The 13,565-nt window shown below is 62.8% G+C and carries 12 protein-coding genes; 8 read left to right on the top strand and 4 right to left on the bottom strand.

The genetic code is table 11. The features are described from left to right. Window positions 1-300: 300 nt before the first annotated feature. Complete coding sequence (locus tag FJ934_RS21455; RefSeq protein WP_140612166.1) at window positions 301-912, bottom strand: alpha/beta hydrolase; 612 nt, start codon at window positions 910-912, stop codon at window positions 301-303. 58 nt (window positions 913-970) lie between these two features. Continuing rightward, window positions 971-1,903, bottom strand: coding sequence for a ring-cleaving dioxygenase (locus tag FJ934_RS21450; protein WP_140612164.1), 933 nt, complete (start codon window positions 1,901-1,903; stop codon window positions 971-973). A gap of 115 nt (window positions 1,904-2,018) precedes the next feature. Here FJ934_RS21450 and FJ934_RS21445 point away from each other — a divergent pair, with 115 nt between their 5' ends. Continuing rightward, entirely contained in the window at window positions 2,019-2,918 is a 900-nt protein-coding gene (locus FJ934_RS21445) for a LysR family transcriptional regulator (protein ID WP_140612162.1), read from the top strand. An 18-nt stretch (window positions 2,919-2,936) separates the two neighbouring features. Next, complete coding sequence (locus FJ934_RS21440) at window positions 2,937-4,022, top strand: maleylacetate reductase (protein WP_140612160.1); 1,086 nt, start codon at window positions 2,937-2,939, stop codon at window positions 4,020-4,022. A 279-nt stretch (window positions 4,023-4,301) separates the two neighbouring features. Here FJ934_RS21440 and FJ934_RS21435 read toward each other — a convergent pair whose 3' ends face one another. Beyond that, a complete protein-coding gene (locus FJ934_RS21435) occupies window positions 4,302-4,742 on the bottom strand; it encodes an Lrp/AsnC family transcriptional regulator (RefSeq protein ID WP_140612158.1) in 441 nt (146 codons plus the stop codon). A 135-nt stretch (window positions 4,743-4,877) separates the two neighbouring features. Between FJ934_RS21435 and rocF the strand changes: the two genes are divergently transcribed. Together rocF and FJ934_RS21425 are read left to right on the top strand one after the other, a co-directional pair. After that, window positions 4,878-5,810 (top strand): arginase, encoded by a 933-nt coding sequence (gene rocF / locus FJ934_RS21430; RefSeq protein WP_140612156.1) that lies wholly within the window; start codon window positions 4,878-4,880, stop codon window positions 5,808-5,810. Further along, window positions 5,810-6,868, top strand: coding sequence for an ornithine cyclodeaminase (locus FJ934_RS21425; RefSeq protein WP_140612154.1), 1,059 nt, complete (start codon window positions 5,810-5,812; stop codon window positions 6,866-6,868). Before rocF ends, FJ934_RS21425 begins: the two co-directional genes overlap by 1 nt. A 117-nt stretch (window positions 6,869-6,985) precedes the next feature. On the opposite strand, the gene FJ934_RS21420 is transcribed toward FJ934_RS21425, so the two are convergent. Continuing rightward, a complete protein-coding gene (locus FJ934_RS21420; protein ID WP_140612152.1) occupies window positions 6,986-7,768 on the bottom strand; it encodes a helix-turn-helix transcriptional regulator in 783 nt (260 codons plus the stop codon). 110 nt (window positions 7,769-7,878) lie between these two features. Here FJ934_RS21420 and FJ934_RS21415 point away from each other — a divergent pair, with 110 nt between their 5' ends. The 4 genes from FJ934_RS21415 to FJ934_RS21400 are packed head-to-tail and all read left to right on the top strand — an operon-like array spanning window position 7,879 to window position 13,521. Then, window positions 7,879-10,020 (top strand): hydantoinase/oxoprolinase family protein, encoded by a 2,142-nt coding sequence (locus FJ934_RS21415; protein WP_140612150.1) that lies wholly within the window; start codon window positions 7,879-7,881, stop codon window positions 10,018-10,020. Window positions 10,021-10,034: 14 nt separating this feature from the next. Then, a complete protein-coding gene (locus tag FJ934_RS21410; RefSeq protein ID WP_140612148.1) occupies window positions 10,035-12,239 on the top strand; it encodes a hydantoinase B/oxoprolinase family protein in 2,205 nt (734 codons plus the stop codon). Then, entirely contained in the window at window positions 12,236-12,742 is a 507-nt protein-coding gene (locus FJ934_RS21405) for an acetone carboxylase subunit gamma (protein ID WP_140612146.1), read from the top strand. The genes FJ934_RS21410 and FJ934_RS21405 overlap by 4 nt, the downstream gene beginning before the upstream one ends. Further along, window positions 12,742-13,521 (top strand): glucose 1-dehydrogenase, encoded by a 780-nt coding sequence (locus FJ934_RS21400; RefSeq protein WP_140612144.1) that lies wholly within the window; start codon window positions 12,742-12,744, stop codon window positions 13,519-13,521. Before FJ934_RS21405 ends, FJ934_RS21400 begins: the two co-directional genes overlap by 1 nt. Window positions 13,522-13,565 lie beyond the last annotated feature (44 nt).

The following is a 13,565-nucleotide window of genomic DNA, read 5'->3' as shown; positions in this document are numbered from 1 at the left end:
GCCCATGGTGCACCTCCGCATCCATAGGAATCAGACTTCAGTCGAAAAGGGAATCCCAACGATTCACCCTATTCGCCCGACGCTCTAAGATCAGTGACCTGAAGCGTCGATAGCCGGGACGAGAAAATTCGGCGTCGTCTTCGGGCGGCAGGCGGGATCCAGACCTGTCTTGCCGCATTGAGCCTCTTGCCTGCCCGGCCTCAAATTTCTGGCCCCAATCGAAGTGGACACTCGCGTTCTCGATTATCCTTGGGGTGGCAGCGACCGGGGGATATTGAGGAACCGGTCGCGCAAAGCGCCTTATGGGCCGCGGGTCAGGAAGGTGGCGACGGCATCGATCTCCTGCTGCCTGACCTCATGCCCGCCATCGTGCAATTTCAAATCGACCTTTGCGCCCTGGCCTTCGAGATAGCCGGCCAACGCCTCTGTCAAGGGCAGCGGGCAGATCGGATCGCGCCTGCCGGCGGTGATCAGAACCTCAAGCGATCGAAGACCCGGATTGGGTCGCGGCGACCAGGGGATCAACGGGTGCATCAGCACTACCCGGTCGAAGAGCTCTGGTGCATCGAAGATCACCGAAGCGAGAATGTTCGCGCCGTTGGAGTAGCCGAGTCCGAAGACCGTTGCGCTTTCATTCGCTTCCCGGTGCGCGCGGATGAAATCCGTCATCTTCCTGGTACGGGTCGCAAGGTCCGCCATGTCGTAGACACCTTCCGCCTTGCGGCGGAAAAAGCGGTTTGCGCCGTGCTCGGACACGTCGCCTCTCGGCGAGACGATGCCGGCTCCGGGCAATATCTGCCCTATCAGGCCGGTGAACTGATGTTCGTCGCCGCCGGTTCCGTGGAACGCGAAAACAAGCGGAGCCCCGACATCGGGCTGCTTTGCGAAATGGTGGTAAGCGTCACGAGACATGATGTTCTCCTATTTCACCAAAGGCCGCCGGCCGCAGCCGGCGGCGGGATTTTCGATGTCAGTCGACGATGGGTGGGAGGATCTCTTCGATCCGGTCGCGTAGGTTGGCGTGCTGAAGCGGCAACTTCAGTGCCTCGCCGAGATGGGCGGTGTCCTCGTCGCGATTGAATCCGGGTTCATGCGTCGCCACCTCGAACAGGACACCTCCGGGCGTGCGGAAATAGATGGCCCAGAAATAGTCGCGGTCGATGACCGGGGTGACGTGATAGCCCGTGTCCATGAGTGCCTTGCGCACCTCGGCCTGGGCCGCCCTGTCCTCGACCGCGAAGGCGACGTGATGCACCGAGCCGGCACCCTGGCGCGCCGCCGGCGCGCCGGGCAACACCTCGATATCGACGAAGTCGGCGCCATTGCCGCCCTTGATGGCGTAACGGGTCAGCGCTCCCCGCCGATCGGCTTCCTCGTAGCCCATGTATTTCAGGAGTTCGCCCGTCGCGCCGCCGTCACGCAGCCGCATGGTCACCCCGTGAAATCCGTGGACACCCTCGTCGGTCGGCACCGTTCCGCCAGCGAAGGGCTGACGCTTGTCGCCATCGACTTCAGTCAGGGCAAATCCGTCGCCGTCGGGGCCGAGGAAGCGCAGGCGCTTCTCACCGAAAGCTTCGTCCTCTTGCAGTCCGAGCACGCCCTTGCCGGCAAAACGTTCTTTCCAGTAGCCAAGTGTTTCCTTCGGCACCGAAAACACGGTCTCGGAGACCTCACCGGCGCCGCGATTGCCTTTGGCGATATGCGGGAACGGGAAATAGGTCATGACCGTGCCCGCGGATCCGACCTCGTCGCCGTAATAGAGGTGATAGACGTCGGGCGCATCGAAATTGACGGTTTTCTTGACCCGGCGCAGGCCCAGCGTCTTGGTGAAAAAGTCATTGGTTTCCTGTGCATCGGCAGCCATCGAAGTGACGTGATGCAGTCCTTTGATCTGGGTAAGCATGGTGCTGTCCTCGCTCTTGGTTGTCTTCGTCGAGCAAACAGATAGCCTCCCTCTTTGGCCCCCGGAATAGGCATAATCTTGCATTGATTGTTGCTCATATCGTAATAATCTCCGAATGGGTGAACTTGAATCTCTGCGCGTATTCCTGGCCGTCGCCGAACGAGGCAGTTTCGCCGGCGCGGCTCGCCAGCTCGGCATGACACCAGCGTCGGTGACGCGCACCATCGCCGGGCTTGAACGGCAGCTCGGCGTGCAATTGCTGGTACGCACGACGCGGCAGGTGTCCCTGACATCCGCCGGAGCCGTCTACGCGGCGCGCGTGGCGCCTCTTTCCCAAGGTCTCGTCCGTGCGGCGGAGGAAACCCGTGAGGCTCAGGGGATAACGTCCGGTGGCATCCGCATCAGCGCCCCGCTTTCACTAGGGCTGAAGGTGCTACCCCCCGTGCTCTCGCAATTCGTGACCCTGTATCCGCAGACGCACGTCTCCCTGGCGCTTTCCGACGGGTTCGTCGATATCGTCGAAGAGGACTACGATCTCGCGATCCGGATTTCCGGGCCGCCCGTCGACAAGTCGACCATCTGGCGCAAGATAAGGGAGGTGCCGCGGGTGCTGGTTGCTGCCCCAAACTATCTGACCTCCCGCGGTACCCCGCAGTCGCCCGACGATCTGGCGGAGCATGCTTGCCTCAGCTACGCGTCGGATGCGCGCGACGAGCATTGGGAGCTCTCGAAAGGCGGCGGCCGGCGAACCCACAAGGCAACCGGCGTCTTCAGCTCCAACAGTGGCGATCTGCTCGCCCGACTTGCCCTCAATGGCGAAGGGATCGTGCTCTTGCCCCGGTTCATCGTCGACGATGATCTCGCCGCTGGAAGGCTGGTGGAGGTTCTTGCGGACTGGAGCACTCCGCAGATCTGGCTCACGCTCTACTATCCGCCTTACGAAAAGCTACCGCTCCGGGTTGCCACCTTCTCCGATTTTTTCGAAGCTTATATCCAGGAAATCCGCTCGTTCTGAGCCGGAGAAAGCAGGCCGATGTCATCGTTTCTACCTGAATTCGCATTCTCCCAGGCAGCAGTCCGGGTCCGGTTTGCCCCAGGGGTTCGCCATGACACCGGCGCCGAGGTCGAGCGCCTCGGCTGCAGGCGCGCGATCGTAATTTCGACCCCCGGCCAGGTCGCGATGGCGCACGACCTGAGGACGGATATGGGCGAATTCGCCGCAGGCGTACTGCCGCTCGCGCAAATGCACACGCCCGTGCCGGTGACCCAGGAGGCCATGTTACAAGTTGGACAGATGGACGGGGATTGCCTGGTCGCGATCGGCGGTGGATCAACCGTTGGGCTTGCCAAGGCGCTTTCACTGAGAACCGGACTGCCGCAAATCGTGCTGCCGACCACCTATGCCGGCAGCGAAGCCACTCCGGTGCTCGGTCAGACCGAAGACGGGGTCAAGACGACATTGACGGATGCCCGGGTTCAGCCCCAGGTCATCCTCTACGACGCCGAACTTATCCGTTCGCTGCCGGTTTCGACGACCGTGGCAAGCGCGCTCAACGCCATGGCGCATGCTGCCGAGGGGCTCTATGCGCGCGATCGCAATCCGATATCGACGCTTCTCGCGACAGAGGGGCTTCGAGCGTTCCGGAGGGCGTTGCCGGACGTCTGCCGCAATCCTCGGGATCTCACGGCGCGTGGCGAGACCCTCTATGGGGCATGGCTGTGTGGCACTGTGCTCGGGCAAGTCGGCATGGCCTTGCACCACAAGCTATGCCATGTGCTCGGCGGCTCCTTCGGCCTGCCTCATGCCGAGACCCACGCGGTAATGCTGCGCTATACGATCGCTTTCAACGCGACCGCCACGGGTGCCCTTCTGGATCCGATGCGCGAAATCTTTGATGACGGCGACGTCGGTCATGCACTTGCAATCTTCGCGGACAGCGTCGGAGCGCCACGGGCCTTGCGCGACCTCGGAATGCGCGAAGCGGATCTCGCCGGCGCCGCCGATCTTGCAATGTCGGCCGCCTATTGGAATCCGCGGCCGCTGATACGCGACGAAGTCCTCGGTCTGCTGAGATCGGCGTGGGCCGGGGAGGACCGTAGCCAAGGCGGCAGGGGCTGAAAGACAGTCCCAAGGACAAATGGCTGCGGCCGTACGACGACGTCACCGGTAATCCCGAACGGCTGGCCAGTTTCGTTCACACCAGCGCGCGAGAGCGCCGGTCCTGACCGATTTGCAGGGACAGCGATGTACCCAGCCGCTTGAACCCGCGCCTCACCGTAGACAGTGGGTTCGCCGTCGCCACGCACATGCTGCTGACCCGCAAGTTCGGGGAATGAAGAACCCGGCCGTCATTGTCGAACCAACAGCGGCCGCCGGTGGCTTTGGACAACCGCAGGGCTAGGCCAGCCGTGCCCGAGTTGTGCGCGGCGTTGCCAGGAGCAGGCTCGTCTCGCTGCCCGTTATGCCGGGAATGAGGCGGATGCGGCGCAATACAGCATCAAAATCGGTCAACGAGGCCGTCCCAAGTTCCACCACTAGGTCCCAGCGGCCATTGGTCGTGTGGATGTCCGAGACCTCGGGGAAGCCCCCTAACGAGCGCACCACCCGATCAGCGGCGTGGCCTTCGATCTCGATCAGCATGATACCCCGAATGCGCTGATCGACCGCATCGGCGCGGAGCACGACCGTGTAGCCGATGATCTGGCCGGACCGTTCAAGCCGCTCCATACGCGCCCTGACCGTGGCGCGTGAAACGCCGAGATCCACGGCCAGATCAGAGACGCTGCGCCGCCCGTCGTGGCGAAGCAAGGTCACGAGCCGTTCGTCTAAAGAATCCATCCGTGCTGCCATTTAGACCAAAATCGGTGCCGATATGATAAAACAGCCTTGCCGGATTGCCAATTTAATATGTTCACGTCGCCATGCCGCCATGGTTCTTTCCCGGACCATTCAAGGTTGCCAGCAGGAGAAATCATGCGTTGCAGAATCGTCGGGGCGCCGGTGCAGGACGGCGCTGGCAGAATGGGATGTGAAATGGGGCCGAGTGCGCTGCGGACCGCCGGACTTTCCCAGGTGCTGTCGGGCCTCGGCCACACTGTCGAGGATATGGGCGCCGTCCAGCCGGTTCCGACAAGACGCCTCGTGCACGGCAACCTGGCACTGAAGGCCCTGCCTGAGGTATCGGCCTGGACATCCGCCATTGCCGAGGCCGCCTACGCTGCGAGCAAGGATGCCATGCCGATCTTTCTCGGCGGCGACCATTCGATCTCGGCCGGCACCGTATCGGGCATCGCCCGCCGCGCCGCCGAAAGCGGGCGCCCGCTGTTCGTTCTGTGGCTCGATGCGCATCCGGACTTCCACACGCTCGACACCACCGCCAGCGGCAACCTGCACGGTGTTCCGCTCGCCTATGCCAGCGGCCAGCCGGGTTTCCGCGGCTATTTTCCGGATCTGCCGGCAGCGGTCGATCCCTCGCGTATCTGCACCATGGGCCTGCGCAGTGTCGACCCGGCCGAGCGAACGGCGCTCAACGAGGCGGGAGTAACCGTGCACGATATGCGCGCCATCGATGAGCATGGCATCGCTCCGTTGCTGCGCGCTTTCCTGGCGCGCGTGTCGGCGGAAGACGGCCTGCTGCATGTCAGCCTCGATGTCGACTTCCTCGACCCGTCTATCGCCCCGGCGGTCGGCACCACCGTTCCCGGCGGTGCCACTTTTCGCGAGGCGCATCTGGTGATGGAGATGCTGTCCGACAGCGGTCTCGTTTCCAGCCTCGACCTGGTCGAGTTGAATCCCTTTCTGGACGAGCGGGGCCGAACCGCGACGCTGATGGTCGACCTGACCGCGAGCCTGATGGGTCGCCGCATCATGGACCGCCCCACCCGCAGCCATTCCGGGAGTTTTTGATGACGACCACGGCAAAGCTGAACATCGTCCCCTTCGTCAGCGTCGACCGCATGATGAAGCTGGTGAATGCCATCGGTGTCGAGCGCTTCCTGACCGAGCTTGCAAGCTACATCGAGGAAGACTTCCGTCGCTGGGAACTGTTCGACAAGACACCGCGCATCGCCTCGCATAGCCATGACGGCGTCATCGAGCTGATGCCGACAAGCGATGGGCGCCTCTACGGCTTCAAATACGTCAATGGCCATCCCAAGAACATGCGCCAAGGCTTGCAGACGGTCACGGCGTTCGGCGTACTCGCCGATGTTGGCAGCGGTTACCCGATGCTGCTCACCGAAATGACCATCCTGACCGCGCTGCGCACCGCTGCCACCTCCGCTGTCGCGGCCAAGTATCTGGCGCCGAGCGGCGCGCGCACCATGGCCATCATCGGCAATGGCGCCCAATCGGAATTTCAGGCGATTGCCTTCAAGGCGCTCACAGGCATCGACCGGCTCAGGCTTTACGACATCGATCGGTCCGCCTCGCTGAAATGCGCGAAGAACCTTTCAGGCATGGGATTCGATATCACGATCTGCGGGACCGGGCAGGAAGCGGTTGAAGGGGCCGGGATCATCACGACCGTTACCGCCGACAAGCAGAACGCCACGATTCTCACCGACAACATGGTCGGCTCCGGCGTCCACATCAACGCTGTCGGCGGCGATTGTCCCGGCAAGACCGAACTGCACAAGGATATCCTGGTGCGCTCGGATATTTTCGTCGAGTTCCCGCCGCAGACACGCATCGAAGGCGAGATCCAGCAACTGGACCCCGACCATCCCGTGACCGAACTCTGGCAAGTAATCACCACCAAGGCCCAAGGCCGCCGAGACGCCAAGCAGATCACGCTGTTCGATTCGGTCGGCTTCGCGATCGAGGATTTTTCGGCGCTGCGCTATGTACGCGACCAACTGCAAGCCACCGGCCTCTACGAGGAACTCGACCTGCTCGCCGATCCCGATGAACCACGCGACCTGTTTGGCATGTTGCTGAGGGCGGCCATGCAGCCAGCGGCTTGAGGGTATCTAAGGTAACCCGAATTTCACCCATCCCGAGGAACTGGGCAGCCGCGACGTTGCTGTCAAATCCGTCCTGCCGCTGCGGCTGACTTGCGACACAGCTCATTTCTGGTCCAGTCAGATTTCTGGATCGCGGTGCTGAAAGAATTGGAGAAAAAGCTCTCGCTCAGTCGTTATGTCGAGCTTTTCGTAGATGCGGCGGCGATGGTTCTTGACCGTGCCCACCGTGATGCCGAGCCGCTCGGCGATGTTGGCGGTCGGGTGGCCGGCCAGGATGAGTTGCACGAGCTCCCTTTCCCTGAGCGAGAGTTCCGGCCACAGCCTAACGGGAATTGTCGGTTTCTGTCGCGGTGAAGCGCCGGGGCTTGTCGGCGCTGACGTGCGGGAAAACTCGGCTCCGTGCGCCTTGATGTCGAGCGCGTGCAGTGCTTCGAACACCGGCAGCCGTTCGTCCAGCAAGGCGATCTCGCTTTCCTTGAACGAACTGGTCGAGCGATCGAGGAAGATGCCAAGGCACCAGTCGCCGCCATCGGCCAGCATGATGCCGACCTCGTCGCAGATTTCCGACTGCGCCAGGAAGCCGGCTATGTACTGGCCGCGCTTGGCCTCGTCATCCGCCAGTCGCTTGAGCGGCATGATGCCCAACCGGCGCTCGCGCCGCCACGAGGCATAGAACGGGTCGAATACATAGTAGTTGTCCAGATAGCGCCGGACCATTTCATCTGAGAAGCGCCGGTGCTTCACGAATTCCGGTGTCTGCGTCGTCGAGTAGCGCGTCACCGTGACGAGGTCGTGCTCGATGTCCGCGCCGATCAGGTCGATCAGGCAATCGACATGCCTGTCCGTGCCGGTAGCGGCGATCGCCTTGGCGAGCGGCGCCCAGATATTGCCCATGCGCATGCCTCTTTGTCGGCGACGAGCCCCTCGTCGTCATTGTGCCTTTAGGCATATGGCGCGAACCGGCCCGTCGAATCTAGCCTGTGGTCACTTTCGGCAAGGGAAGGCGACCCGTGGACCAGATCACCACCAACCCCATCGTTATCGGCATCGACGCCGGCGGCACCATGACCGACACCATCCTTGTCGATCAGGACGGCCACTTCAAGATCGGCAAATCGGCGACCACGCCAAAGAACGAGGCCGAGGGCTTCCTCGCTTCGGCCGAGGACGCGGCCGACGCCTGGGGCATCTCGCTGCAGGACCTCTTTTCCGGCGTCAATGTGGTGCTCTACTCCGGCACCGGCATGCTCAACACGCTGTTGTCGCGCACCGGCCGCAAGCTTGGCCTGATCACCACCAAGGGCCTCGAGGACATGATCCTGATGGGCCGTGGCCTGCAGGCCTGGGCGGATTATTCCTATGCCGACCGGCTGCATGCGGTGACGCATCACCATCCCGATCCGCTGGTGCCGCGCCGCCGCACCCATGGCGTCACCGAGCGCATCGACCAGTTCGGCGACGTCATCCTGCCGCTCTACGAGCACGAGGTTCATGCCGCCGCGAAGAGACTGATCGCCGACAAGGTCGAGGCGATCTGCATCATGACCGTGTTCTCGCACGTCAACCCGGCGCACGAAAAGCGCATCGCCGAGATCTGCCGCGAGGAGATCGTCGCCGCCGGCGCCGAAATCCTGGTCTACACCAGCCACGAGGTCCGCCCCGTCATCCGCGAACAGTCACGGCTGAACTCGGTGCTGATCGAGGCCTACGCCACCTCGCGCGGCCGCAAGCAGCTCAAGGGCATCGAGGACGTTTCGAAGAAATATGGCTTCAAATATGGCGTGCAGACGCTGCTTTCTTTCGGCGGCCTGACCTCGATCAACCATCCGCGCCTGCACGAGACCATGATTTCCGGCCCGATCGGCGGCATTCTGGGCGCAGCCTATGTCGGCAAGCTGATCGGCAACGACTCGTTGATCTGCTCGGATATGGGCGGCACCTCCTTCGACATGGGCGTCATCACGCGCGGCCAGACGCGGATCGAGAACGAGCCGCTGATGGACCGTTTCAAGCTCAACGTGCCGACGCTGCATCTCGACACGATCGGCGCGGGTGCGGGCATGATCCTCAAGGTCGACCCGCTGACCAGGAAAGTCTCCCTCGGACCGGAAAGCGCCGGTTCCGATCCCGGCCCGATCTGCTTCGCCAAGGGCGGCACGGAGCCCACCATCGCCGATTGCGACGCCATCCTCGGCCGTCTCAACCCGCATTACTTCCTCGGCGGCAAGGTCGTGTTGCAGGTCGAGAAGGCGCGCAAGGCCTTCGAGGAAAAGTGTTCCCGTCTGCTTGGCGTCGGCGTGGAGGAGGCAGCCGAAGGCATGATCGACATGCTGGAGGCCGACGCCAACAACGCGCTCCGCCGCGTCATCTCGGGCCAGGGCATCCATCCGTCGGAGTTCACGCTGCTCTCCTATGGCGGCTCGGGTCCGCTGCACCTGGCCGGCTGCTCGCGCGGAATCGGTTTCAAGGACATCATCACCTTTCAGTTCGCCGCCGCCTTCTCCGCCTTCGGCTGCACCACGGCGGATTTCATGCGCCGTCACTCGGTGTCGACGCAGATCGATATCGGCGCGCGTGCAAGCGATGACCAGCTGGTGGCCTTCGGAACGAAAGTCACCGCCATCTGGGACGATCTCACCAAGGCGGCGGTCGATGAGATGATCGCCGATGGCCATAGCAGGGACAAGGTCAAGACCGTGCCGTTCCTGATGATGCGCTATACCGGCCAGCTCGAGGACGTCGAGGTGATGGCGCCGCTGTCGGCCATCAACTCGGCCGACGACATGCGCAAGGTGATCGACGAATTCGAGGCGGTCTACGCAAAGGTAAACCATCGCGTCTCACGCTACGGCGAAGCCGGCTTCTCGATCACGGAGCTCGGGCTCATCGCCACCGCCGACAAGGTCAAGCCTGTGCTCTTGAAGCGCCCGCTCGGCAAGTCCGATCCGGCATCGGCCCATAAGGGCGTTCGGGAGGCCTATATTGGCGGCCGCTGGCACAAGGCCAACCTCTACGAGATGGACCTTCTGCAGCCCGGTCATGAGGTGATCGGCCCGGCCATCATCGAACACCCCGCCACGACGCTCGTCGTCCATCCGCAAGACCGTGTCCATGTCGATGAGTGGACGCTGCTGCACTATACCCACGCTTGAGAAGGGCGAACGCCATGCTGGACAAACCCGCTTCCGCCCTGCGCATCCGCGAGCGGCTAATCGAATCCGAACGGCTCATGGAAGAGACCGGCTGCTACGACGGCATCACGGAACTTTCGCTGCGCAACCAGGATCCGCTGAAATTCGAGACGCTGCACACCAAGCTGCGCGCCTACTGCGTGTCGGCACGCGAAATGGCGCGCCGCATCTCGGCCTCGCCCGGCGTGCGCGAGGTCGGCGAGATGGTGGTCGCCATCTACACGCCGGAAGGCGATGCTATCGCGCTCTCCAACGGCATCATGGTGCATGTGCACACGATGAGCCGCTTCATCAAATGGATGATCAGACAAGGCTACGAAGAGAATCCTGGCATTGTCGACGGCGATATCTTCGCCAACAACGACGCCTTCATCGGCACCGTCCAGGTGCCTGATGTGATGGACGTGGTGCCGATCTTTCATTCGGGCAAGCTCGTCGGCTGGGCCGGCGCCGTCTGCCACGAGCTCGAGGCCGGCGGCATCACGCCCGGTGGCGACGTGGCATTGGCGCAGGAGCGCTTCACCGAGGGCCTGTTCGTCTGCGCCGAAAAGGTCGGCAAGAACGACGAGCTGCGGCGCGACTACGTGATCCGCTGCGAGCGCAATCTGCGCATGCCGATCTACTGGGTGCTGGACGAGAAGGCCAAGGTCGCCTCCTGTATCGATATGCGCGAAAGCGTCAAGGCGCTGATCGACGACATCGGCCTCGACTACTGGATGAAGATCTCGAAGGAATTCATCGAGGAGGGCCGCCGCGCCCAGCTTGCCCGCACCCGCCAGCTGACCGTGCCGGGCATCTATCGTGGCCACACCTTCTACGGCCATGTCACCGCGGGCAAGCCGGGTTATCAGCCGCTCGGTGACCCCGACTGGCTTTACAATATGCCGATCGAGATGGAGATCACCACCGATGGCAAGATCATCATGGACTTCGAGGGCACGCAGCCCTGGGGTTACCACTCGATGAACTGCACGCCGGCCGGCATGGACGGCGGCATGTTCGTGACGCTGACCCAGCACATGAATTTCGAGGGCCTGGTCAATGACGGCGCCTGGATGGCGACCGAACTGAAGCTGCCGCACGGCACCTGGACCAATCCGGACAACGAGATGGTGGCGACAGCCACCTCATGGGCGCTGCTGCTGCCCGCCTATGGCGTCTTCCAGCGCCTGTTGTCGCGCTCGTTTATCGCCCGCGGTTTCGTCGAAGAAGCCTTCGTCGGCCAGGTCAACAGCCCGATGATCGAGATGGGCGGCACCAGCCAGTACGGCTCGCTGTTCGGCATGGCACATTTCGAATGCGCCGCCGCCGGCTCCGGCGCGCTCGCCATCAAGGATGGGCTCGACACCGCTTATGTCGGCTGGAATCCTGAATCCGACATGGGCAATATCGAAATCTGGGAACAGAACATGCCGATGGTCTATATCGGCCGCTCCATCGTCCCCAATTCTGGCGGCGCCGGCAAATATCGCGGCGGCTGCTCCTTCCTGTCGACATGGCTGGTCAGCAAGACCGACCATCTCAGGCTGGTCACTTCCGAGCATTCCTCGCGCGTCTTCGACAATGGCGGCATGTGCGGCGGCTATCCGGCGCCGACCTGCCAGAAGCACCGAGCCGTGCGCGACTCGAACATCTTCGAACTGGCTGAAAAGGGCGCGCCGCTGGCACATCACACCGGCACCAACCCTCACCGGTCCGAACTCGAAGTCCGGCTGCAGGGCGAGCATGTGACCATGGAAGGCCCCTACATCACCGCGCCGCACAAGACCGGCGATGTCTTCACCCATTCCTACAATGGCGGCGGCGGCTATGGCGACGTGCTGGAGCGCGATCCGATCAAGACGGCATCGGATGTCGAGAACGGCTATCTCACCCGCGAAGCCGCCGAAGGCATCTTCGGCATCATGCTGGATGAGGATGCGGATGGCTATCCTGTCGCTAACCTGGAGGCCACCAAGCGCCACCGCGCCGAGATGCGCGCGAAGCGGCTCGCCCAGGCAAGGCCGGTATCGGAGTGGATCGCGAAGGAGCGTGTCCGGGTCGAAAAGGCCGACTTCGCACCTGAGGTGAAGAAAATGTATGCCAGCGCGATCAAGCTGTCGCCGCGCTTCACCAAGGATTTCAGCGCGTTCTGGAACGTCGACGCCAGATCGATCTTCATGCCGGGAGCAAAGCCATGACCTCGTACAGCAAGGAAGTCATCGCCGATCTGGTCGCGGGCACGCTGCCCTGGCCGCAGACGCGCCGCGTCATGAGCGCCTACAAGGACGACGACCGCTTCTTCAAATATGTCGCCGTGCTGCAGGACCGCGTCGGCTGGAAGGATCCAATCCTGCTGCCGGTCTCCGATCACCTGTTCATCTGCCAGAGCGGCGACGAGCGGGTGACCCGGTGCGAGTGCGGCCACTCCTTTGGCGACTACCGCAAGAACTGGAAGCTGAAGGCCTCGATCATCGTGCGCAATACCGAAGAGTCACTGCGCGAGATCTATCCCAACAGCGATCTGCCGGATCCCGAATGGATGGAGATCCGCGAGTTCATCTGCCCGCAATGCGGCACTATGCACGAGGTGGAGGCTGCCGCACCTGGCTATCCCATCGTGCACGATTTCGAACCGGACCTCGAAGGATTCTACCGCGACTGGCTGGGCAGGCCGCTGGAGTCAATGAACAAGGGAAGCTGATGGCGAAAACAGGTCGCGTTGCAGACAAGGTAGCGCTCGTCACCGGGGCCGGTCTTGGCCTTGGGCGGGCGTCCGCGCTGCTTTTGGCGGCGGAAGGCGCGACGCTGGCCGTCAGCGACATCGATGAGGCGCTTGCCGCCGATACGGCGATGCGGATCGAGAAGGCGGGCGGCCAGGCACTGGCACTTCGCCACGATGTCTCGAAGCCGGAGGACTGGCCTTCCGTCATGGCCGCGATCGAGGGGCGGTTCGGGCGGCTCGACGTTCTGGTCAACAATGCCGGCATCGCGATTGCCAAAAACATCGAAGACACCACGCTTGCCGAATGGCGGCGGACCATGGCCATCAACCTCGACGGTGTCTTCCTCGGTTGCCAGGAAGGCATCAAGCTGATGAAGCGTTCTGGCGGCGGTTCGATCGTCAACCTGTCGTCCATCGACGGCATCATCGGCGAGGCCGAACTTGCCGCCTATTGCGCCTCCAAGGGTGGCGTGCGCACGCTGACCAAGGCGGTCGCCGTGCACTGTGCCGAAAAGCGCTACGGCATCCGCTGCAACTCCATCCACCCCGGCTACATCTGGACGCCGCAGACCGAAAACTATCTGCGCGATCTCGGCACGCTCGACCAGGAAAAGGCCAAGGCGCTGTCGCGCCACCCGATCGGCTTCCTCGGCGAGCCCGACGACATCGCCTACATGGTCCTCTACCTCGCTTCGGATGAATCGAAATTCGTCACCGGCTCCGAGATGGTCGTCGATGGAGGCTATCTTGCCGTGTGAATTCCCGCCCGGCCTTGCCGCCCGCACCAAACCTTGTGGAGATC

The sequence above is a fragment of the Mesorhizobium sp. B2-4-12 genome (assembly GCF_006441575.1).
Taxonomy (GTDB): domain Bacteria; phylum Pseudomonadota; class Alphaproteobacteria; order Rhizobiales; family Rhizobiaceae; genus Mesorhizobium.
The sequence above is the reverse complement of the archived record's forward strand: the minus strand, read 5'-3'. Positions and strand labels throughout refer to the sequence as shown.